The 23,108-nt window shown below is 50.1% G+C and carries 19 protein-coding genes; 18 read left to right on the top strand and 1 reads right to left on the bottom strand.

The features are described from left to right. Positions 1 to 459 precede the first annotated feature (459 nt). The 5 genes from NT002_03155 to NT002_03135 all read left to right on the top strand — a co-directional run bounded on the left by NT002_03155 (position 460) and on the right by NT002_03135 (position 6,058). Positions 460 to 837, top strand: coding sequence for an SWIB/MDM2 domain-containing protein (locus NT002_03155; protein MCX6828268.1), 378 nt, complete (start codon positions 460 to 462; stop codon positions 835 to 837). A 373-nt stretch (positions 838 to 1,210) separates the two neighbouring features. Further along, positions 1,211 to 2,176 (top strand): helix-turn-helix domain-containing GNAT family N-acetyltransferase, encoded by a 966-nt coding sequence (locus tag NT002_03150; protein MCX6828267.1) that lies wholly within the window; start codon positions 1,211 to 1,213, stop codon positions 2,174 to 2,176. Positions 2,177 to 2,197: 21 nt separating this feature from the next. After that, positions 2,198 to 3,604 (top strand): S41 family peptidase, encoded by a 1,407-nt coding sequence (locus NT002_03145; GenBank protein MCX6828266.1) that lies wholly within the window; start codon positions 2,198 to 2,200, stop codon positions 3,602 to 3,604. Between the two features lie 100 nt (positions 3,605 to 3,704). Beyond that, entirely contained in the window at positions 3,705 to 4,139 is a 435-nt protein-coding gene (locus NT002_03140; protein ID MCX6828265.1) for a hypothetical protein, read from the top strand. A gap of 185 nt (positions 4,140 to 4,324) precedes the next feature. After that, the gene (locus tag NT002_03135) at positions 4,325 to 6,058 is read left to right on the top strand and encodes a hypothetical protein (GenBank protein ID MCX6828264.1); all 1,734 of its coding nucleotides are present in this window, start codon (positions 4,325 to 4,327) and stop codon (positions 6,056 to 6,058) included. Here NT002_03135 and NT002_03130 read toward each other — a convergent pair. Then, on the bottom strand, positions 6,002 to 6,697 hold the full coding sequence (locus NT002_03130) for a glycosyltransferase family 2 protein (GenBank protein MCX6828263.1): 696 nt from the start codon (positions 6,695 to 6,697) through the stop codon (positions 6,002 to 6,004). The genes NT002_03135 and NT002_03130 overlap by 57 nt on opposite strands. A gap of 105 nt (positions 6,698 to 6,802) precedes the next feature. Here NT002_03130 and purM point away from each other — a divergent pair, with 105 nt between their 5' ends. The 13 genes from purM to NT002_03065 all read left to right on the top strand — a co-directional run bounded on the left by purM (position 6,803) and on the right by NT002_03065 (position 23,105). After that, on the top strand, positions 6,803 to 7,843 hold the full coding sequence (gene purM / locus NT002_03125; GenBank protein MCX6828262.1) for a phosphoribosylformylglycinamidine cyclo-ligase: 1,041 nt from the start codon (positions 6,803 to 6,805) through the stop codon (positions 7,841 to 7,843). Between the two features lie 2 nt (positions 7,844 to 7,845). After that, positions 7,846 to 9,405 carry a 2,3-bisphosphoglycerate-independent phosphoglycerate mutase gene (gene gpmI / locus NT002_03120; GenBank protein ID MCX6828261.1) on the top strand — a complete coding sequence of 520 codons (1,560 nt, stop codon included), beginning with the start codon at positions 7,846 to 7,848 and terminating at the stop codon, positions 9,403 to 9,405. After that, complete coding sequence (gene lnt, locus NT002_03115; protein MCX6828260.1) at positions 9,380 to 10,960, top strand: apolipoprotein N-acyltransferase; 1,581 nt, start codon at positions 9,380 to 9,382, stop codon at positions 10,958 to 10,960. Before gpmI ends, lnt begins: the two co-directional genes overlap by 26 nt. Next, the gene (locus tag NT002_03110) at positions 10,933 to 13,131 is read left to right on the top strand and encodes a hypothetical protein (protein MCX6828259.1); all 2,199 of its coding nucleotides are present in this window, start codon (positions 10,933 to 10,935) and stop codon (positions 13,129 to 13,131) included. The genes lnt and NT002_03110 overlap by 28 nt, the downstream gene beginning before the upstream one ends. Next, entirely contained in the window at positions 13,131 to 14,075 is a 945-nt protein-coding gene (locus tag NT002_03105; protein ID MCX6828258.1) for a GNAT family N-acetyltransferase, read from the top strand. Before NT002_03110 ends, NT002_03105 begins: the two co-directional genes overlap by 1 nt. Further along, the gene (locus NT002_03100; GenBank protein MCX6828257.1) at positions 14,072 to 15,145 is read left to right on the top strand and encodes a glycosyltransferase; all 1,074 of its coding nucleotides are present in this window, start codon (positions 14,072 to 14,074) and stop codon (positions 15,143 to 15,145) included. The genes NT002_03105 and NT002_03100 overlap by 4 nt, the downstream gene beginning before the upstream one ends. After that, positions 15,135 to 16,388: a glycosyltransferase gene (locus NT002_03095; protein ID MCX6828256.1), complete on the top strand. Its 1,254-nt coding sequence runs from the start codon at positions 15,135 to 15,137 to the stop codon at positions 16,386 to 16,388. The genes NT002_03100 and NT002_03095 overlap by 11 nt, the downstream gene beginning before the upstream one ends. After that, positions 16,385 to 17,260, top strand: a complete 876-nt coding sequence (locus NT002_03090; GenBank protein ID MCX6828255.1) for a glycosyltransferase family 2 protein — start codon at positions 16,385 to 16,387, stop codon at positions 17,258 to 17,260. Before NT002_03095 ends, NT002_03090 begins: the two co-directional genes overlap by 4 nt. Before the next feature lie 454 nt (positions 17,261 to 17,714). Beyond that, positions 17,715 to 18,182: a division/cell wall cluster transcriptional repressor MraZ gene (gene mraZ, locus NT002_03085; GenBank protein MCX6828254.1), complete on the top strand. Its 468-nt coding sequence runs from the start codon at positions 17,715 to 17,717 to the stop codon at positions 18,180 to 18,182. Further along, positions 18,154 to 19,107, top strand: a complete 954-nt coding sequence (gene rsmH, locus NT002_03080; GenBank protein MCX6828253.1) for a 16S rRNA (cytosine(1402)-N(4))-methyltransferase RsmH — start codon at positions 18,154 to 18,156, stop codon at positions 19,105 to 19,107. Before mraZ ends, rsmH begins: the two co-directional genes overlap by 29 nt. Before the next feature lie 6 nt (positions 19,108 to 19,113). Beyond that, positions 19,114 to 19,578: a hypothetical protein gene (locus NT002_03075; protein MCX6828252.1), complete on the top strand. Its 465-nt coding sequence runs from the start codon at positions 19,114 to 19,116 to the stop codon at positions 19,576 to 19,578. Further along, the gene (locus NT002_03070) at positions 19,553 to 21,664 is read left to right on the top strand and encodes a penicillin-binding transpeptidase domain-containing protein (GenBank protein MCX6828251.1); all 2,112 of its coding nucleotides are present in this window, start codon (positions 19,553 to 19,555) and stop codon (positions 21,662 to 21,664) included. The genes NT002_03075 and NT002_03070 overlap by 26 nt, the downstream gene beginning before the upstream one ends. Next, on the top strand, positions 21,636 to 23,105 hold the full coding sequence (locus NT002_03065; protein ID MCX6828250.1) for a UDP-N-acetylmuramoyl-L-alanyl-D-glutamate--2,6-diaminopimelate ligase: 1,470 nt from the start codon (positions 21,636 to 21,638) through the stop codon (positions 23,103 to 23,105). Before NT002_03070 ends, NT002_03065 begins: the two co-directional genes overlap by 29 nt. Positions 23,106 to 23,108: the final 3 nt, after the last annotated feature.

Raw genomic sequence — 23,108 nt, 5'->3', positions numbered from 1 at the left:
CGATTGGCCGAAGATGGCTTGTATAAGCCAAAAAACGCCCCCTGCGATTCCGCGGCTGATAATGGAGATTTTAATACATTATCGGAAAGGGTCGTTTTCCCCTATGAGAATTGCGGCCTCTCATAGCAAAATATATTGCAAAAATGAAAAATTTTTGTTGCAATAAGTTTTAAACATAATTTTAATTCGGTAGCAACACGAAAATTGTGGAGGAAAAAGGAAAATCGGTGCCTGGGTAGTAAGTACAGCTCCGGTTCAAGGAAGAAATAAACCAAGGTAAACATAAGCCTTAAACCCCTCAATTATTCAGGAGGATCTAATGCCAGCAGCGAAGAAGAAAGTCGCCAAGAAGCCGCCCAAGAAGACCAAGAAGACGGCCAAGAAGAAATGACGAGTTTCAGATCCAATGACGATCTGAGAAACCACGAAATCCCCTCTGAAGGTTAAAAGGAGGAATTGATGGCAGTTAAGAAAGCGGCTAAGAAGCCGGCCCAGAAAAAAGCGCCGGTTAAGAAAAAAGCCGCCAAAATGCCGGCCAAAAAGAAAGTGGTGAAGAAGAAAGCGGCTCCTAAGAAGAAAACAGCTCGCAAACCGAATCCAGCTTTCATGAGGCCGATGCAGCCCGATGAGATGCTTGGGGCCGTGGTGGGGTTGAAACCGATTCCCCGCACGGAAATCACCAAGAAGCTCTGGGAGTATATCAAGAAGAACAAGCTGCAGGATAGTGTCAACAGGAGAATGATCAACGCAGATGACAACCTGAAAGCGGTCTTCGGCGGCAAAAAGCAGGTCAGCATGTTTGAGATGACCAAGCTGGTTGCCAAGCACATGAAATAGATTTCATTGCTATTCTATAAAGGCCGAATGCAAATTCGGCCTTTTTTTGTCCTCCATGTCGCGGTATTTATCTCGTTTGGGCAAATGGAGAGGCAATTTTCCATCAAATCAAGATTCCCCGGAAAGATCGATTTCCGGCCATTGGGCCCGTGATTTCAGGCTGTCGCTCATAGTAAAACGGCCTTTCGGCGCGATCGATTGGCAATTGGCTGCGACCGGAATCCCGGACCGTTTCTATGGTTGGCGCATGTTTTAATTCGGGCAAACATCACCCGGCTGAACAAAAATCGAAACAAAACGTCAAAATAAAATGTAAGAACTTACATATTCTTACACCCATATTGATGGAATTGTATCATATGGAGGAAAGTGAATGGATTTGATTGCCCGATTGGGGCCTTTAGCACTTGCCAGCCGGCTCAAAAGGCTGGCCGAGGCACTGCAGCATGATGTTTCGCGGGTCTATGAAGCCTGCCGGATTGACTTTGAGGCCCGATGGTTTCCGGTGATGTATGCTTTGAGAGATAAGCCATCCATGACTGTTACGGCCGTGGCGGCGGCTATTGGGCTGACCTACCCGGCGGTAAATCAAATAGCCGGCGAAATGGCGGCGCGCGGGCTGCTGGCCTCGACCACCGATAAAGATGACCGAAGAAAGCGCCTGCTGTTGCTCACCCCCGAGGGAAGAAGAACCTTGAAGATACTTGAGCCTATCTGGGGGGATGTTGAATCGGCCACGAGGGAATTCATTCGCCAGGCTGACGGTGATTTTATGAAAGACCTGGGGCGGCTGGAAGCCGCCCTGAATCGGTCTGGCATGTTTGAGAGAGTCATGATGCGGGTGAAGAATCGCCAGTTCAATATGGTGGAAATAATCGGCTATCATCGGCGACACAAAAGATATTTTCTGGAGCTGAATTCCGAATGGCTGCGGGAATTTTTTTCATTAGAGGAATCGGATCGAAAAATCCTATCCGATCCGGCCCGCAAGATTATCCGGAAAGGAGGCTTGGTGATTTTCGCCCGGCTTGATCGCTCGATTATCGGGACAGCGGCCGTGATCAAGCACAATGATGATGTTTATGAACTGACAAAAATGGCAGTAACAAAAAAGGCACGGGGTATGCAGGCGGGAAAAAAACTGGCCTTGAGTGCGATTGATCGGATTCGCCGGCTTGGCGGCCGGGAAATTGTCCTTCAGACCAGCCCGAAACTGGAAATCGCGTCGGCGCTATATCGTAAACTGGGCTTTAAGGAGATTTTGGGCAAGCCGGAATGGGCGACAGATTATCGGAGAAAATCAATCTACATGAAATTGGATTTGACGAAAAACACGTAACCGTATAGCAAGGAGCAAACCATGACAGTAGAAATTCCGTTGACCAGGCAGATGCCGGGAAGAACTCGTTCTGCAAAAGCGGTAATACCCGGGATAATTGCAGTCACGATTTTCTTTATGGTCCTGCTGATGCCTCTTATGTCCGTGGCTCAGGGAGGGCCGGTGGGACCGGGGGAGGACAAAACAATTGATGCCCGTATGCAGAAAGAGATCATTGACAGTATCTCCGGCGCCCTCAACACAACCTATGTTTTTCCGGACGTGGCCAGGAAGATGGAGGAGCATCTTCGAAAACAGCTCAAGGATGGCAGGTATAAGGAACTCGCCGGTTGTGATGCTTTCTGTCGTAAACTGAGCGAAGACCTGCAGTCGGTGAGCAATGATAAGCATCTCAATGTCAGGTTTGTTCCGGATAAATATATTGACCAGATGGCCAACGATACCCTGACCGATTCGGCCAAGGCAGTACAGCTAACCGAAAGCAAGCGCGATAATTTTGGATTTAAAGAGGTTAAGATTCTTAACGGCAATATCGGGTATCTGGATTTCCGCCAATTTTCCGATGCTAAAAACGCCGGAGCAACCGCAATTGCCGCCATGAATTTTCTGGGGAACACTGATGCTATTATTATTGACCTGCGCCAGAATGGGGGCGGTTACCCCAGCATGATTCAGCTTCTCTCCAGCTATTTCTTTGAAGAGCCGGTTCATCTTAATAGTTTCTATATTCGCGCCAGCGACTCCACCGAACAGTATTGGAGTTATGCCTATGTCCCCGGGACGCGGCTCCCCAAGGCCGATCTCTATGTTCTGACCAGTTCCTATACTTTCTCGGGGGCGGAGGAATTCACTTATAATATGAAGAACCTCAAACGAGGCACCATCATAGGTGAAACCACCGGCGGAGGGGCTCATCCGGTCAACCGAAAAGTCTTTAAGAATCTGAATGTCGGGGTACAACTTCCTTATGGACGCGCTATAAATCCTATTTCCGGCACCAATTGGGAAGGAACCGGAGTGACGCCGGATATTGCTGTTCCATCCGACCAGGCTTTAAACGTGGCGCATCTGGAGGCTCTTAAGAAGTTGGCTCAGAAAGCCGACAGCCCGGATAGAAAAAGGGAGCTGGAGTGGGCAATGGAAGGGTTGGAGACGATTGTCAATCCGATCAGCCTTCCGGAAGACTCCCTCAAATTGTATGTGGGTGACTTTGGCCCGCGCCATGTTACCATTGAAAACGGCCGCCTCTATTACCAAAGGGAAAAGAACCCTCGGTTTTCCTTGATACCGATGGGGAATGATAAATTTATGGCGGAGGGGCTCGACTATTTCCGGATAAAGTTTGTCAGAGATTCCTCCGGCAAGGTGACGGAACTGGTCGGCATGTATGACAACGGTCGGACCGATAGCAATCCCAAGAATCCATGAGGTTCTCTTGAAACGGAAAACAAATATCTTGTAGATTGTCCGATTTCTCCTTGATTTTTGAATAATTTTTTAGGAAATTGTACACAGGCAAGGAGAGAGAATGGCAAAAAATCTATTTATTGGCATGGCGGCTTTGCTTTGTCTTCTATCGGGGTGCAGAAAAGATTTCTCCAATCGATCAGTCGAGCCAAAAAACTCTTATGTCGGTCAATATTGTGCGACCGAGATGATCTCTGGTCGTCCTTATGTTCATACATTTTACGTCTATTTCTCAGTTCTGCCGGAAAATGTCGCGTATGATTACTGCATCGAGGAAGACGTTGAGAAATCCTGTGAAGCCACTGTTCCCTACTTGTATATTTCGCCTGATACTATAGATTTCATCTTGGAAGGGGCAACTTTCTCCTCAGACTGCAATCATCGATATGACCTTTCGGGGAAATATCGCTATTGGCGGATTGCGGACAGCCTGAATATGGACGGTATAGATACGGTAGGCGGACTCACATTTAAACTGCGTCTCCGCGCCCTCTGACATTCTTCCTCCGACAGCCTTTATATGGACCAGACTGACCCGGTAAGAAAATTGATCTTTCGCCTCAACCTCAAGCTTCAATGAGCCGTTGCCTGTGGCAGTGATGATGGGGCGTCTGTGGATTTCACGAGGGTGTATTCCAAATCCCATTTGGCCATTGTGTCAAAACCGATTATATTCCGGCCATGACTGACAATACCCCCGGAAATCATTACGGTAAATACATTCCGCCGTTGATCTCTTTACTGGTGGCTTTTATCTTCACCCTGCCGTTTCTTCTGAAATGGGATTATATCGGCGTCGGCGACTGGGAGCTCTTTATCACCATAATGGCGGTGCCGGCCAAGACCATTCTTTATTATCATCAGTTTCCGTTCTGGAATCCCTATATCGGCGGGGGGAATATCCTGTTTGCCCACCCAGAGGTTGGAATACTTTCGCCTTTCTTCCCTCTCGTCCTGCTTTTTGGCGCGGTGGCAGGATTAAAACTGCAAGTCCTCCTGGCATATTTTCTCGGTTTTTGGGGGAGTTTTCTTCTGGCGCGGAAATTGGGATTATCCGGAATTGCATCATATCTGGTTTCTTTTGTCTATTTCGGCGGTTCCTATTTTGCCCTTCATTTCAGTATCGGGCATATCCCGTTCACGCATTTTTGCTTTCTGCCCTGGCTGCTATATTTTCTTCTCCAAACCCGGAATGACTGGAAATATGTTCTGGCCGGAGTTGTAGCTGTCGCGCTGATAATTCTCGGTAACGGAGCCGCGGTGCCATTTCTCTATACGGCTTTCTTCTCGGCCATTTTTGCGATTGCTTTTTCCATTGAAGGGAAGTCTTTTACCTTGATTAAGGCATATCTATTTTCCGTCATAGGCGGTCTGCTTCTGGCCGCGGTGAAGTTTATCCCGATGTTTCATTACCTTTCGCAGAACAAATGGGAGGGAATGCCCTCCGACTCCACTCCGATAGCTCTTTTGCCGCCGGCCTTTTTTTCGTTTAATCACGAGATTTTCCGGCAGGCTGGTTCCGGGCAATACTGGGGATGGCATGAGTACAGCGCCTATATTTCGCCATTAGTGGTACTACTGGCTCTGGTGGGATTGATTTTCTCATTCAAGAAATGCCGTCTCTGGCTGGTTATCGGCCTCTTTTTTCTGATTTTCGGGATGGGGAGTTTTTCCAGCCTTTCGCCCTGGAATCTGATGATGCAGGTGCCCGGCTTTTCCTCGATTCGCTCGCCTGCCCGCGCCTTTCAATTTGTTATTCTTACGGCTGCGGTCATGGGCGGTTTCGGGATGGATTATCTTATTGAAAAATTGAGAACCTCGATGCGCGGTGCGGGCATTCTGGCGGGAATCTTCGTTGGTATCATTCTGCTGGGGAATTTTCTGATAAATCTTCCGGCGTTCCAGTCGATCGCTTTGAAAAAGCCGGAGTCAATGAGATTCAACGAGGAGTTCAAGCAGGAGATTGGCCGCAAGGATAAAATATATGACCAGTTTCTGCATAATCGCGGGTCGCTGGCGGCTCCCTGGCTGTCGGGATACCGCGAAAGCCGGGGACTGGTTACCCCTTTAAATGAAGTTTTGATGGAGTATATCCCGGAGGGGCAACTGCAGGTTCTGAGGCGCAACTATACACCGAACCGGGTGGAATATGACATTGCTCCCGCACAGGCCGGAACGATAATATTCGGCATCGGGTATGATGAAGGATGGCATGCTGACGATGGGCGCCCCACATCAGAAAACAACGGTCTGGTATCAGTCCGCTATGGAATTAATGACCGGAAGATTGGACTCTATTATCGCACCCCTTATTTCTATTTTGGCCTGATTATCACGCTTCTGGCCGCGGCGAGTGGATTATTTCTGATTCTTAACCGCAAAGCGGCGCATCGACTGAAAACGGTACTTAAGTAACGTCCAGATTGCCTCCGCGCCGTCAAACCAGCGAATTTTTTTCCCTTCGGCGAAATTTCTTGGCCGATAGGTTATGGGAATCTCAACAATCTTAATCTTATTGCGTCCAAGTTTGGCTACCACCTCGGGACAGAATTCAAAGCGGCGACATTCCAGATTCAGCCCTTTCATTATGTTGGTGCGAATCATCTTGTAACAGGTGGATTCATCGGTGATGCCGACGCCATAGAGGAAATTGGCCAGCCAGGTCAGCAATTTCCCGCCCCAGAGATACCGTTGATACGATATCCCGGAAGCGGGATTGAGAATCCTTGAACCGAAAACGACCGGGGCCATCTCTCTTTCCGCCAGCTTGACCATCCGGACCAGATCATTCGGGTCATATTCGAGATCACCATCCTGAATGACAGTGTACTTCCCCTGGGCAAGTTTCAAACCTTCGGTGATAGCATCCCCTTTGCCGATATTTTTATCCCGGTCGATTATCCGGATGTTGGGCTGGTCGCCGAATTGCCGGATTATCATCCCGGTGGCATCATCGGAACCGTTGTTGATAATTATCAGTTCCAGTTGTAAGGGAAGGTCGATGACCTGCTGGATGATTTCAGCGGCCGTTCTTTCCTCGTTGAAAAGCGGCATCAGAACAGTCAAGAGCATAGGCTAATATAAGCAGGTCTACAGGAAATTCATAAGGCTTATTACCTTGACTTTATAATGCGGGAATATTAGTTTTCGCCCACTGCTATGAAAAACAAGAAGATAGATTATGCCGCGGCCGGGGTAGATATCGCGGCGGCCGATAAAGCAAAAGAGAGAATAAAGGAACTGGCCAGAGCGACATTTAATAAGTCGGTTCTCTCCGAGATTGGGGCTTTTGGCGGCTTTTTTAAGCCTGATTTTGCCGGATATGCCGATCCGGTCCTGGTCTCATCGGCCGATGGTGTCGGGACCAAACTGAAAATTGCTTTTATGACCGGCCGTCATGACACGGTTGGGGAGGACATAGTCAACCACTGTGTCAATGATATTCTGGTCCATGGCGCCCGCCCCCTTTTCTTTCTCGATTACATTGCCACCGGACGACTCAATCCTGAGATTGTGGCCGAGGTTGTCAAAGGACTTTCTCAGGCCTGCCGGAAAGCTGGTATGGCCTTGATAGGAGGCGAGACGGCAGAGATGCCGGATATTTACGCCCCCGGCGAGTATGACCTGGCCGGCTTCATTGTCGGTGTCGTTGACCAGAGCAGGATTGTAACCGGCGCCGCTATTAAGGAAGGGGACATCATTATCGGTCTCGGCTCCAATGGGCTGCATACCAATGGCTACTCGTTGGCACGGAAAGTGGTTTTTGAGATGGGCGGGCATAAGCATCATAACCGAATTGACGCCCTTGGGATGGAGATTGGCGAGGCGCTTCTGATGACCCATCGTTGCTATCTCGAACCGATTCTTTCCCTGTTGGGTAAATTTGAAATCCGGGGGATGGCGCATATAACCGGCGGCGGAATAGCCGGTAATCTGGTGCGGGTCCTGCCCGAAAACCTGAAAGCGGTTATCAGCAAGAAAACCTGGTCGGTTCCGAGAATCTTTGATTTTATCCAGAGCACCGGCGGAGTGGATGACGAGGCCATGTATCAGGCTTTTAATATGGGCATCGGGTATATAATTGTGGTCGCGCCCGATATTGCAAAGACGGTCATGGAGGCATTAGGAAGTCTGGAGGAATTGCCGTATATCATTGGTGAGATTGAAAAGGGTGAAAAGGAAGTTATCTTGAAGGACTGACCATGTTTCTCCTTTGTATCCTCGATGGCTTCGGCCTGCGCACCGACCCCTACTACAACGCCGTTGTCAAAGCCAATAAACCAAATCTGATAAAGCTCTTTCAGAGTTGTCCCAATATACCTATCGAAGGCTCCGGTCTGGCGGTAGGGCTTCCCATGGGGCAAATGGGGAACTCCGAAGTGGGGCATCTCAATTTCGGCGCCGGAAGAATTGTCTACCAGGATGTCACCCGGATTGACAAGTCGATTTCGGACGGAGATTTTTTCACCAACGCCGCTTTTCTATGGGGCATGAAAACCGCTCTAAATCAAGATTCTTCGATACATCTATTCGGGCTTGTTTCCGATGGGTGCGTTCATTCCTCGATGGAGCATCTGAAGGCGCTGGTGACAATGGCCAAAGACGTCGGCCTGAAGAAAGTCTATCTTCATGCTTTCATGGATGGCCGTGATACGCCGCCCAACTCGGGCGCCGGATATATTAAAGAAATGGTTGATTTCTTCAATCAGACCGGTGTCGGGAAAGTTGCCACCGTAATGGGGCGGTATTATGGGATGGATCGTGATAAAAGATGGGAGCGAACCGAGAAAGCGTATCAGGCGATTGTAAAGAAGATCGGTCCCAGATTTGATAATCCTGTTGCGGCCATAGAAGAATCTTACCGGAATTATGTGACTGATGAGTTTATTATTCCGGCGGTGATGAATCTCGGCGATGAGGAGGAAGGGAAACTACGCAACGGCGATGTGGCGCTCTTTTTCAATTTCCGCGCCGACCGGGTGCGCCAGTTATCATATATTTTCGCCGGCCGCCAGTATGATGGTTACCCGCATCCCGATAATCCCAAAGTGCACTTGATAACTATGACCAATTATGATGTTGAGCTTAAAGAGGCACAGGTCGCCTACCCGCCGGTGCATTTGACCAATATTTTCGGCGAGGTAATTTCGCGTCACGGCTTACGGCAGTTGCGTATCGCTGAAACGGAGAAATATGCCCATGTGACCTATTTCTTCAACGGCGGGGTGGAAAAGCCATTTGAAAATGAAGACCGGGTGATGATACAATCACCAAAAGTTGCCACCTACGATTTGAAACCGGAGATGTCCTCGGTGGAGGTGGCCGATGAAACCGTGCGGCGGATATTGTCGCGGAAATATGATGTTGTGATTCTGAATTTTGCCAACTGCGATATGGTGGGGCATTCCGGCATTTTCGAAGCGGCGGTGAAAGCGGTCGAGGCCATTGATGCCGGAGTGGGGAAAGTCATCCGGGCGGTCGAGGAAGTACAGGGGCAGGCGATTATCACGGCCGATCACGGCAACGCCGAGCAGATGTTCGACCCGGAGACCAACGGACCTTTTACGGCGCATACCACCAATCCGGTTCCTTTCATATTCTATGACTGTACCAATCGACTCGGTAAGGTTAGTCTGCGGGAAGGAGGGATTCTGGCCGATGTCGCACCCACCATCCTGCAGTATTTGAATATAAATCAGCCGGCCCAGATGACTGGCCAATCGTTATTGATTCCGGGTGAGATCCCTGCTGTCAAGCATTAAAGCCTTCTTCTGGCCCAGAGATGCCGCAGTCAGACTGCGCCGGGCCGAATTGACCTTCTGGGCCTTTATTCTGGCCCTGGCCTATCTTCCGCTTCCGCTCGGTTTCCTGGTTTGGATAGCGCTGGTGCGGCCGCTGGCTATCATATCCTCGCTTGAGGGCAAGACAGCTTTCAAGGCGGCATATTTCTTTGCCCTTCTGTCCAATATCTTTCAGCTGTACTGGGTGGCGGTTGTCACGCCGCCGGGGATGGTGGCGGCAGTCTTTATTCTGGCTCTCTATCCGGCCTTCATTCTTTATCTTTTTGTCAAAATCTATCGATGGAAAAAAGTCCTGGGGTTGATCGCGCTTCCGTTCCTGTGGGTTGGAATGGAATATTTCCGCTCTCTCAGCCAGTATGCTTTCCCCTGGACCGATTTATCTTACAGTCAGGGTTATTATCTGACTTTCATTCAGATTGTCTCCGTCGTCGGTTCTTATGGACTCTCCTTTGCTCTGATACTGATGAATCTCTTTATCTGGCAGGCGATGACAAAAGTCAATCGCCTTGAGACCCGGGTCAGTTCCGGGATCGCTTTCCTGTTTATCACGTTATCGATATATCTATATGGCTGGGTGGTTTTTCCGCCTTATGTCGAGCCGGGGAATTTCCGTGTTTCCTTGCTCCAGGGAAATGTCGATCTCAACACGAAATGGTCTCCGGGTATGAGGGAGTATAATTTTGTGCTGTATGACTCGCTGGCTCAGGAGGCCTCGCGCGATTCGGCCGATTTGATCGTCTGGCCGGAGACGGCCGCACCCTGTTATCCCCGCCTGGAACCGAAATATCGCCAGATATTGAGTAGCACGGTTGCCAACAGCCGGGCCTATAATCTCATCGGCGCCATGGACAATCAGATCAGCAATGGAAAGGAAAGGTCTTATAATGCCGCCTTTCAATTTGCCCCGGATGGCACTATGGGGACATCTTATAACAAGGTTAAACTGGTGCCCTTTTCGGAGCATGCCCCTTATGAGGACTATATGCCTTTTCTCACCCGGGATTTCCTCGCCAAATATCTCACCTTGATAAAGAATCACGACGTGGAATGGTGGTCTGACTTCTATCCCGGCGACTCGGCCATACTGTTTCAGACCGATAAAGGCGCCTATTCGGTGCTTATCTGTTTTGAATCGGCCTTTCCGGAATATGTCCGCGAATGCGTGCGCGGGGGGGCGGAGTTCATGGTCAATATTACCAATGATACCTGGTTTGGACGTTCCTCCGGTCCTTTCCAGCATATGCGGATTGCCGTCTTCAGGGCCGTGGAAAATCGGATCTGGCTGGCCCGTTGTGCAAATAGTGGTATTTCTGCTTTGATCGACCCGTTTGGGCGCGAAACAGCCCGGGCCGATCTCTATGTGCAGAAAGTGGTAAGCGGGCGGCTGGCCCTGAGCGAAGAGGAATCCGTTTTCACCAGGATCGGGCCGGTCTTCGGATCGTTCTCGCTGTTGATTACCACCACCATATTACTTATAATGATCTGTCTATGGATATGGAAAAAAATACGAAGATAGTCACTGTTATTCTCATTGTTCTCTTTTTCCTTCCCGTAGTCGGTGTTCCGGCCGCCGGGTTCGATAACTGGCATACTTATACCTCCGCCAATCAGGTTCGATATATTGATTATTTCGATGATTCGCTTCAGGTGGTAACCTCCGGCGGGTGGCTCAAAATTGACCCGCTTACCCTCGGGATGACAAAAATTACCAATGATAAGGGAATCGGGACGAACGATCTCAATTATATCCTTAAAGACGCCTCTTCATCAATCTGGCTGGCCGGGTACGGAAGACTTATCAAGTCTGCAGACAACCAGTACATTCCCTATCTCTTTTTCGACCGCAACAACAGTCTCCTCACCCTTTATTCGCTGGCTGATGATAACGACAATCTCTGGGTAGGCAGCTCGACCGGACTGGCTCTATTCTCAAAGACAATCGATGGCGGGCAAATCCAGGATTTGTATTTTCGCTTTGGCGATTTTGACCCGGAACCAGCCGTCTATGACCTTCTTTTAAGGGGCGATTCGATTTGGATAGCCACTTCGGAGGGTCTGGCGGTATCCGATAAAAGCAATCCCGATCTGCTCAAGTCTTTTATCAACTGGAAGACTTTCAGCACCACCGTTTACCCCGAGTTGCGCGTCGATACTATTAAGGCGTTGGCCTATTATCGGGGAGCGCTCTATCTGGGCACGACGCGCAACGCCTTCTATCTTTCGGTGAGTGGCGCTGATACATCTTTTGTCAAACTCGTCACACGCGAGCCTTTTTCTGTCAAACATATGATTGTACAGGGAGATTCCCTTTTTATATATGGCAGCAACGGGTATTATATACAAACGGCGGCCGAGCTTGAGAATCATGCTGCTTATAGCGATTATTTCTGCGCCGGCCGTATTGTTGCCGGCGTTCTCTGGGCCGGGACTCAGGCGCGCGGCCTTTGGTATGGCACCGGCCCGAATCTGACCAAATTTAATGATGGGGGGCTTCCCGGCAATATTATCTCCTCCCTTTCTTCGAGCCGGCAGGGGCAGGTGGCCGCATGTTTCAGGCGGGATGGGGCGGCCATACTGGATACGACCGGATGGAATAAACTGAATATTTTTGTCAGCGATTGGGCCACCTCGACCACACAGGATAATTCGGGGAATCTCTGGGTGGGAACATGGGGTAATGGTCTCTTTAAAATAAAAGATGATACTATTGTCCACTATAATCAGAATAACTCCTCGCTGCGGGGTGTTTTAGAGGGGCCGCATTACGTGGTGGTTAACAGTCTGGTCAGCACTCCCCGGTATATTTTCATGACCAATTACCGGGCGCTGGATGGAAATCCGGTTTCGGCGGTTGATTTAAATCATCTGGATAATTGGGTGTCGTTCGGCGCCGCCGAGGGGATTTCCACCGACCGCCTGATTTCAATCGATTGCAGCAGCAATACTCTGGCCCTGGGGACAGAGAACAATGGCGTATTTTTGTACTATTTTGGGCCGGATCCGTTCGATAAGAGCGACGATTCAGCCGTCAATTACCGTGAGGATAACAGCTGGCTGGGCTCCAATAATGTCAATGTCGTCAGGTTCGACAACCATGGGGTGCTCTGGGTGGGCACCAAATTCGGTCTCTCCCGCTACGATCCCGGAATAGAACGTTTCATAAATGTGCAATTGCCGGGCGGGTTCGGGCCGGAGGTGACCAGACTGATTTTTGACCGTCGCGGAAATGCGTGGATGGGAGCACATAACGGTCTGGCGCGTTACGATGCCGTGAGCGGCGATTTCGAGGTTTTTACAACCCTTAATTCCGGCCTCTCCGATATTGAGATTTCGGCGCTGATGATCAATTCTTTCACCAACGATCTCTGGATCGGCACTTCGGACGGGATCTCGGTGCTGGAATCCCCTATCGGCCCGCCAACCTCTGATATCGCGCGGGTTATTGCTTTTCCCAATCCGTTCATCATCAGAGGCGCGGATGAAGTTCTATCATTTAACTATAATGGTGATGCCATAGTTCGGCTGTACACCGCCGCCGGCGAATTGGTGCGCGAAATGAGTGTCAATGTCAACTGGGATGGGACCAATCAGCAGGGCCAAAAGGTGGCCCCGGGGGTCTACCTTTTTCTCATCACCGCGCCGGATGGTTCGGTCGGCCGGGGCAAAATCCTGCTGATTCGAAAGTAATGGCGTTTCAAATCTATTCGGCCAAAGATATTCCTTTAGAAGCCTGGTCTTCGCTGACCGGCAATTCTTTCTTTGCCTCACCGGCTTTTGCATCTCTCTGGGAAGTATTTGGAGGCAGAGAGGTTTTCCTGGCTGATGAGGAACAGGGCATTCTGAAAGCGGGGATGGCGGGCATTGTCTTTGGGCGGAAATATCTCCGCCGTTTCCAATCGATGCCCGAGGGATTATATGGCGGGATATATTGGAATGATGCCGTTTCTGAAATGGAGAAAAGGCAGTTCATAGCGTCATTTGAAAATTATCTCAAAAAAGAGAAATTCATAAGGGCCGATATTTATAATCCACCATCCCCTTTTCATGCGGCCGCCTTTGAGGAGCGACCGGAATCAACCCACATCCTCCATCTGGGAACTAATTCATATAAATTCCCCAACCGCAGAATGGAAAGATACATCCGTCATGCCGGAAGGGAGGGGGATTTCCGCATCGTTACTCTTGATGATGAAAGTTATCTGGAGGATTTCTATCACTTGGTGCTGGCCACAAGCCGGCGGCATAACAGCAAACCGCGCTATTCTCGCAGATTCTTTAAACGTCTGCTGACAATAGCAAAGAGGGATTCCCGAGTCATATGGCCGATGGTGCTCTCGGGTGAGACAATCACCGCTTCACATATTTATTTCAGGGAAAGGTCGCAGATTTTCGATTGGCAGAGCTATTCCGATCGCGATGACCCCCTCCGCCCAAATTATCTTCTGTATGATTATATTGTCAATCTGGCTGTCAGTCTCAATATAAAGGAAATAAATCTGGGCGGTTCACCACCCGGAGTGGATAGTCTGGTGGAATTCAAAGAACGCTGGGGCGGCAGGAAATCCACTTACCCTTACTACACATATTTGAGCGGTCTGGGTAAATTGATTTATCGGGGAAAACGGGTATGAGAGTTCTTCTTCTGGCCGATGGCCGCTCGGTGCACACAGAACGTTTCCGGCAGGGATTGCTTGCACAGGGGATTCGAGTCGTTTTGGCCTCGCTTGAATCGGGTACAACAGTGGATATTCAGCTTAAGAGAAAAACAGCGATCAATAGCCTCAATTATTTCCTGTCATCGGGAGAGATTGCCGCCATCGTGAAGCGGACCGCCCCTGACCTGATCAATCCTCATTTTGCTTCCGGGTATGGCTTTGCGGCCGCCCGGTCGAAGAAATCCCACGGAAAGCCGCTCCTGCTTCACTGCCTTGGTTCCGATATCCTTATTTCGCCAGAGAAATCATTTCTTCATCGGAAAAGAGTCGCTTTCGCTTTGTCGCGGGCGGATCACCTGGTTGTCGACTCACACTTCCTTGCTGACCAGGTGAGGAAGCTTCATCCGGCGGAAAATATATCTATCATCCCCTGGGGGGTCGAGAACGACATCATAAAATTATTTGAAAAAAGGGTGAACAGGCATAATCCGAGACAAAGGCCCCTGCGAGTTCTTGTCCCGCGCCCGCACAATTATGTCTACAATAATTCATTTATCATAAGGGCATTGGCTCCATTTATTATTAGGGGCGAAATATCTCTTACTTTCCCCGATTGGGGAAGCGAAATTGATTCTTTCCGCGCACTGGTTAAGAGAGAATGTCCCAAAGGAAATGTACATTATTATAGCTTTATGCCTCATGAGAAGTATACCGAATTCCTGGCACAATTTGATTATTACCTTTCGGCCTCGGTTTCGGATTCCTCACCGGCGTCGCTTCTGGAGGCAATGGGAGCCGGGTTATTTCCCATTGTTTCGGATATTCCGGGAGTAAAGGAATGGGTCGGTCCGGGGAATGCCATTTTGTTTAATCCTAACAACCCCGATTCTCTGAAGCAGGGATTTGAACGACTTATTAATGATCAGATAGACCTTGATCCTATTCTTGAAGAGAATCATCTAAAAATCAAAGAATCGGCGATTTTTGCGGAGAATATCAGGAGCACGATACAGATTATGGAAAGGCTGATCAGTCATGCCTCCTGACCGGACTATTCTGCTCATATCATACTATTTCCCGCCGCTCGGAATGGGTGGAGTTGGTCGTCCGTTGGCGCTATATAAATATCTGCCCGAATCGGGGTATAAAGTCAGAGTCCTGACGGTGAAAAATATTCTCTATCCCGAATATGATTATTCTCTTCTTGAAGGAATTGATGCGGCCAATGTTATTCGTACCGACTCGTTTGATCCTGCGCGTCTTCTGTATTTGCTCGGGCTCCGCAATACCATGGCCCTTGACACATCGGGCATTCGCTCTTTGTCCCGGCGACGCCGCCCCGATTCCAAGCGGGGATGGCATTTCTTTGCGCTCCGAAAAGCCGAGGAAATAATCAAAAGAGAGAAAATCGATGCCGTCATAACAACCTCACCGCCCCCTTCTTCCCACCTGCTTGGTTTAAAGCTTAAGGAAAAATTCAATATCAGATGGGTCGCCGATTTCAGGGATCTCTGGTTCTCGCTTCCCATTGAACAGGTCTATGCCCATCCCGCCGATCAGGCTTATGCCCTTGACCTGAAAAAGATGATAATCGAAAGGGCCGATGAAGTCGTGTCGGTAAATAATGATATTCGGCGGTATCTCGGGCGGGGAGAAGTTATCATGAATGGGGCGGATATTGAGACCGCGCGACTCTGGGAAGGGCCAAAGGCAAGGTCGGATGACAGGCTGGTAATCGGACTTCTCGGTACTATTAATTACCTTTGCCCGATCGAGCCACTGCTTAAGGGTATCAGCGCCCTTATCAAAGCCGACTCGAAGTGGAAGGAGAGACTTTCTATTATTCATGTCGGACATTGCGCCAAAGAGGCAATTGCATCGATTTCAAGACATGGGCTTGAGGATATCATAAGGCGCAAGGGGTATCTGCCGAAAGGGGAGGCAATAAAGGCAATGGCGGATTGCGATCTCCTTTATCTGGCGGTGGAGAAGTTCGGCGGCTACAATATCCTCCCCGGAAGAATCTTCGACTATCTTATATCCGGCAAACCGATACTGGGGGTGGTGGCAAAGGACTCCGATGCCGCGGCTCTTCTGCATGAATATCCTCTTGGAACCGTGATCCCGCCGGAGAAATCGGAATTAATCGCGCGGCATCTTGAAGAAATGGCCGGAAGGCCTAAAATCATTGATCGGTCGCCCAAATTGGATGAGCACATCAAATTAAAGTACTCTTCGATCACTACCGCCAAAAAATACGCCGCTCTTCTTGACAGGGTTTTGAAATGAACGACCGGCTTCCCTTTGTCTCGGTCATCGTTATCACCTTCAACGGTATGGAATTTGTCGAGGCCTGCCTGTCGAGTGTTCTCGGATCGGTCGAAGATATTCCAGCTGAGATAATTGTGATTGATAACGGCTCGAAAGACGGTACCCGGGAATTCATGGCCGCCCGGTTTCCTAAGGTACTAATGGAATGCAATGACAGTAACCTTGGTTTCGCGCATGCCGTCAACCAGGGATTTGCAGTAGCGCATGGGAGGCATATTTTCCTTCTCAATCAGGACACAAGAATCAATCCGACGGCTATTACGCAATTGCTGCAGCGGATGGAAAAGGATGCAAGAATTGGTATTGCCGGGCCACGATTTATCGGTTTTGATGGGCGACTCCAGAAATCATGCCGGGCATTTCCCCGTTACCGCGATTTGCTATTTGAGTTTACAGGATTGTCATATCTGTTTCCGCATTCAAAAATATTTGCTCACTGGAAAATGGGATGGTTCGACCATCTGACCGAACGCGAGGTCGATCAGCCGATGGGTGCGGCGCTGATGATTCGCCGCGAACTGACTGAGAAAATCGGCGGCTTCGATGAAAGTTTCGGGATGTTCTTCAATGATGTCGATTTCTGCCGCCGGGCCAAAGAGAGCGGATTTATAAATTTGTACTATCCCGAGGCGGTCGTGGAGCATTTTATCGGAGGTTCCACCCGAAAAATGAAACCGCGAATGGTAATTGCATCACATCGGGCCATGTATCAATATTTTCGGAAATACAATCGTGGTTCGACCGGAATTCCGGCTCTCTATTTCTGGGGCGGGCTGCTCTTTCTCTCGGCGCTGGTTCGCGCTCTCTTTCATATTGTGTCAAAAAAATAACTGATCCTGTGTTCTTCGCGCCGAATTGCATGGTGCAAGCCATGACGATGCATGCGAGTGAAACATGGATAATATAAATCCGTTATTTTGCCGACATCATGACAAAGATATGAATGACACTCACCTTCAGCTAAGGGGTCTTTATTTCCTTTTTCCCGATTATTGCCCCGAATAGCTTCGAAAATGCCCCTTTCCCTTTGTTTTCGCTTGAAACTCTATGAGTTATGGGTCAAAGTTGAAGCTTTTTTTCATTTTTTCAGACTTAAGTCGTTAACAAAACATAAAGTCAATCAAAGTATTGGCTTTTTTTGTTTAATTTTTCTATATTACCTCTTGAATTTTAAAGACTTCCGGCCGCAAAAAAATATTTTTTTCCCTTGACATTATTCAAAAGAAATGACACAATGGGGGAAGTTTTGGTGGGAAATGGAGTAAAGTGGAGGATGCCCGGTCAGTGGACGGCTTCTACGGCAGATATGATGTGCTGATGGACGAGAAGGGAAGAATTTCCCTTCCGGCCAGATTGCGCCCCTCTTCTATAGAAGGCGCCGGCGAACCGGACAACTTCATACTTACCAAGGGACTGGATGGATGTCTTGCTCTCTACCCCCGCAAACACTGGGAGCAGATCCAGCAGCGACTGGATTCGCTCAGTTTTACACGGAAAGATTTTAGATACTTTAGCCGCCTGCTTCATTCCGGGGCCGTTCTGATTACCCTGGACCGTCAAGGAAGATTGCTGATCCCCTCACATCTTCAGGAAGAAGCCTCCCTTAAAAAGGAGATTCTCGTCATCGGAGCTTACCGCTGGATTGAATTCTGGGATCCCGGTTTGTACCAGCAATACCTTGACCAGTACGGTCAGAGTTATGAAGAGGTAGCGGAAAAGCTTTTTGACATCAACCACTGGCAGAAAGAATGAAGCCTATCACCTCCCGGTGCTGGTTGAGGAAACGGTGAGCCTTCTGGTCACCCGCCCTGATGGTGTCTACTTGGATCTGACCTGCGGCGGCGGGGGACACATGAAATATCTCGCCGGGGCCGTTTCCCGGGAGGCCATTCTTGTCGGTCTGGATCGCGATCCAGAAGCAATTTCCGCCACTTCGGAAAATCTAGAATCGATTCCGCAAAAAAAGCGACTCTTTAACCTGAGTTTCGCCCGAGTGGACGAACTCCCGGAAGCGATCGGAATGCAACAAGTCGATGGAATTCTTCTCGATCTGGGTCTCTCCTCCCATCAACTGGATGCCCCATATCGTGGGTTTGCCTTTATGCAGGATGGGCCGCTCGATATGCGGATGGGGAAAGACTCCGGCGCAGGGGCCGAGGAGATCATAAATAATTATTCGGAAAGGGAGCTAACGCTTCTTTTCAAGAAATATGGTGAGGAAAAGAGAGCCCGCCGGGCGGCCGCAGCGATTGTCCATGAGCGGACCGGAGAAAGAATCACGGGCACCGGGCAACTGCGCCGGATTTTGGAGCCGCTGTTCCCGTCTCGCGAACGCAACGCCTCGCTGGCCCGAATCTTTCAGGCGATCCGGATTGAGGTCAATGATGAATTGGGGCAGCTCGCCGGCGTTTTGCCGAAAGCGGTTGATTTCCTCCGAGTCGGGGGACGACTGGTGGTCATTGCCTACCACTCGTTGGAGGATCGCATCGTGAAACGATTCATAGCGGAAAAAGTGCGCGGATGCACCTGCCCGCCGAATTTCCCGGTCTGCGTCTGCGGGAAAAAACCGTCGCTGAAAAATCTCACCCGAAAAGCGGTGCGCCCCGGGGTGGAGGAAATAAAACAGAATCGCCGGGCGGAATCGGCTCGATTGCGGGCCGCGGAAAAACTGGGATAGTTGCCAATGGAAATATCGTTACAGAGACACCGTTCAACTGATAGATATAAGAAGTCACTGGGGAGAAGATTGGTTTCCTCGCGGGCGCTTATTCCGTCCCTCTTTATTATGGCCATTATTCTCTTCGCCTGTCTGCATGTCTGGCAGAGGGTCTATGTTTTTGGCCTGGTAAATGAGGTTTCCCGGTTGGAAAAGGAGAGCGCTAATCTTGATGACCTGCTGAAGAAAACCAATGCCGAGATTGCCGACCTTTCGCGCCTCTCGCGGGTCGAAGAGGTTGCCGCTCGAGAACTGGGTCTGGGTCGAACCAAGGCGGAAAATATGTACACGCTGGTGATGAATAAACCGGAAGTCAAACGGGACGCTCTTGATAATGTGGTCCTCTCCCTGCGCAAACTGGCGGATAACCTTCCGGTCCTAACCGAAAGTAAGGCGGATACGACAAATGTCTTTGATACCAACGGAAATTGATATCAAGAAGAAAAGATTGATTCTCCTGGGTGTCCTGGCGACTTTGCTCTGGCTGGTACTGGTGGGACGATTGGTACAGATACAGCTGGTTCACGGAAGTGAATATACCGATAAAGCCCGCCGTCAAACCCTGGGCAAGAGGGAAATTGAGGCTGACCGGGGAATTATTTATGACCGTACCGGCAAGGAACTGGCCATAAATGTTTTCAAGAATATTCTGATAGCCGACCCGGAAGATCAGGCTGCCGTCAAACGCATCAATGCCTACCTTGATAAGCTTCTTGGCAAGTCTCGCGGATATGCGGCCGGGAAATATAATCTTCAGGCGGGGAAATCGCGTCCAGTTGACAGGGATTTACCTGATGCTCTGGCGGAAAAAGTGAAGGATGATAATATCCCGGGATTGTTTATTACCAAAGGAACCAAGCGCAGCTATCCCCTCTGGGGAGTGGGACAGCAACTGGTTGGTTTCACCGATGTTGATGGGCGGGGGATAGCCGGTCTGGAGTACAGTTACGATTCCGTGTTGACCGGTAAGCCCGGCCTGATCGATTACCTTCGCGATGGGCAGAGGAATACTTATCGCATAAGAGAACTCCCACTGGTGGCCCCGGTCAGAGGAAATTCAATCATCCTGACCATCGACTGGAACTTTCAGGAAATCGTCGAGGAAGAGTTGAAAGCGGCGGTGGAAAAATTCAAGGCCCTTGAGGGAACGGCCATTTTTATCGATTGCCGAACCGGGGAAATCCTGGCCGCGGCTGATTGCGTGGCGGACGGCAAGAATGATCCCATCAAACTTCGCGCGGCCAGCAACGCCTTTGAGCCCGGTTCCGTTTTTAAGGTCTTCACCGCCGCTGCGATTCTGGATGAAAATAAAGCCCGCCCGACCGATCAGGTCTACTGCGAAAACGGCGCCTGGAAATGCGGGCCGCGAGTGCTTCATGATGACCATCGTCATGGCTTTCTCACCTTCCAGGAGGTTATTGAGAAGTCGAGCAATATCGGCACCGCCAAGATGGCGCTGCGCATCGGCGGGAAAAAATTGAGCGAGGGGGCGCATCGTTTCGGGTTCGGGCAAAGGTACTTTGTCGGCCTGCCCGGCGAAGCCTCCGGATCGATCGGCAATCCCGGCAAATGGTCGGACTATAATGTGGCCGCACTGGCGATGGGGCATTCGGTTTCCGTAACCGCTCTTCAACTGGCGACAGGCATGGCGGCCGTGGCCAACGGCGGGAAATTGTATCGTCCCCGGGTGATTAAGGCAATTCTTGACAGCCAAGGAAAACCGCTCAAAGAATACCATCCGGAGGTCATCGCTAATGTGGTGAAACCCGAAAGCGCCCGAATCCTTCGCGAGTTTCTGGTCGGGGTGGTCGAGCGGGGAACCGGCACGCCGGTGAAATCCAAATCCGTGGCGATTGCGGGAAAAACCGGCACGGCTGAGGTGGCCACACTTGGCGGCGGCGGATATAAGAAAAATAAATTTGTCGCATCATTCATGGGGTATTTCCCGGCGGAGGATCCCAAGGTCGCCGGGGTAATTGTCCTGCATCAGCCGGAACCGATTCACTATGGAGGATATACCTCCGGCCCGGCATTCAGGAATATCGCCGAGAGATATGTTGCCGCCAATCCGGACCGGGTCGCGGCGGCGCCGAAAGTCATAGCTGTTACGGATCAGACGGATCTGAATGTCATCCCCGATTTTACCGGGCGCGAGGTGACGCTGGCCCAGACCATGGCCAGGAGATTGGGCATGGATTTGGTCTGCAATGCAAAACATGGCATCATCGCCTGGCAGTATCCGGCCTCAGGCCGCAAGATTCCCGGAAGTGGAAAAGTCGTCGTGCTGGTGGAAGAATCGGAACTGGATTCGTTGGCAATGGTTGACTTGACCGGACTGAACCTCCGCACCGCCATATCATTGCTGAATTTTCAGGGACTGGAATTTGAAATTGAGGGAAGCGGAATTGTCGATAGTCAGACGCCCCTTCCCGGCGCCTTAGTTGATAAAAAAGCCGTATGCCGCCTTATCTGCGGGCGGGGAAGCATAGATGAAGATACTGTTAAAAAATCTAATTAGACCGCTGGAAAACTACCGCTTGATCGGTCGTGATGATCTACCCGTGACCGGCATCGATTACGACTCCCGGCGCATAAAACCGGGGATGGTATTTGTCGCTGTCACCGGATACAAGACCGACGGCAAGAAGTTTGTGAGTGATGCCATTAAGAACGGCGCGGTGGCGATAATCTCGGACCAGCCGGTCAATGCCGATGTACCGATAATTGTCGTCACCTCCGCCCGGAAAGCTCTTGCCGATACCGCCGCTTCTTTCTATGGATATCCCGGGAAGAGCCTGTTTATCGTGGGTGTGACCGGCACCAACGGCAAGAGTACTTCCGTCTATCTTATAAAGCATATTCTCGATGTTTCCGGGAATAAAACCGGCATGCTTAACTCCCTTGTTTATGATATCGGAAAAGAGACTTACAGAGCCGAAAGAACAACGCCCGAATCGCTGGAAGTACAGCGGTTTCTGCGTGAAATGAAAGAAGCAGAGTGTACGCATGCGGTGGTGGAGGTTTCCTCGCATGCGCTGGTCCTGAGCCGGGTGGAAAATATTGAGTTTGAGGTCGGCCTGTTTACGACTTTCAGCCGCGACCATCTTGATTTCCATAATACTATGGAAGAATATCTGGCGGCAAAAAAATTGTTTTTGAAAAAACTTACCGGAAAGCATAAGCATGCTGTAATAAATGTCGATGTCCCGGAGTTTAAGGGATTCATAAAAGATGCCGATTGCCCGGTGATTACATATTCGGCCAACGGCAATAAGGCTGATGTGATGGTACATTCGCCCCGCCTCGGGACGAATAAAACAACTTTTGAGTTGGTAACTCCGGCCGGGAGCCGGACGGTGAGTATACGGCTGCTTGGGCGGTACAATCTTTCCAATGCCGCCGGTGCCGCCGCGACCGGCCTTGCCCTGAAAATCGATCCGGATATCATTGTTAAAGCACTCGAGACCGCCGAACCGGTCCCGGGGCGGTTCCGCCCGGTTGATAGGGGTCAGCTCTTCACGGTGCTGGTCGATTACGCACACACCCCCGGTGCCATTGAGAGACTGTGCCAGTCGGCCCGCGAAATAACCTCCGGGCGGCTGCTGCTTCTTTTCGGCTGTGGCGGCGACCGTGACCGGGGGAAACGGCCTCTGATGGGACAGATGGCTTCGAAATATTCGGATCTCGCGATAGTCACGTCTGATAATCCCCGGAGCGAAGACCCATTCAAGATCATTGATGACATATTGCCCGGCATGTCCGGAAATAATTATAAAATCGTCCCTGACCGGCGGGAGGCAATTCGCGAAATAATCAAAGAGGCCCGCGAAAACGATACCGTCCTTCTGGCCGGAAAAGGGGCCGAGGATTATCAGGAGATTGGACTCAAGAAATATCCCTTTGATGACACGCTTGAGGTCAGCCGCGCTCTGGAAGAGCGGGGATATAAGAAGGCGTAAATA

The sequence above is a fragment of the Candidatus Zixiibacteriota bacterium genome, assembly GCA_026397505.1.
In the GTDB taxonomy this organism is placed as follows: Bacteria; Zixibacteria; MSB-5A5; order GN15; family PGXB01; genus JAPLUR01.
The sequence above is the reverse complement of the archived record's forward strand: the minus strand, read 5'-3'. Positions and strand labels throughout refer to the sequence as shown.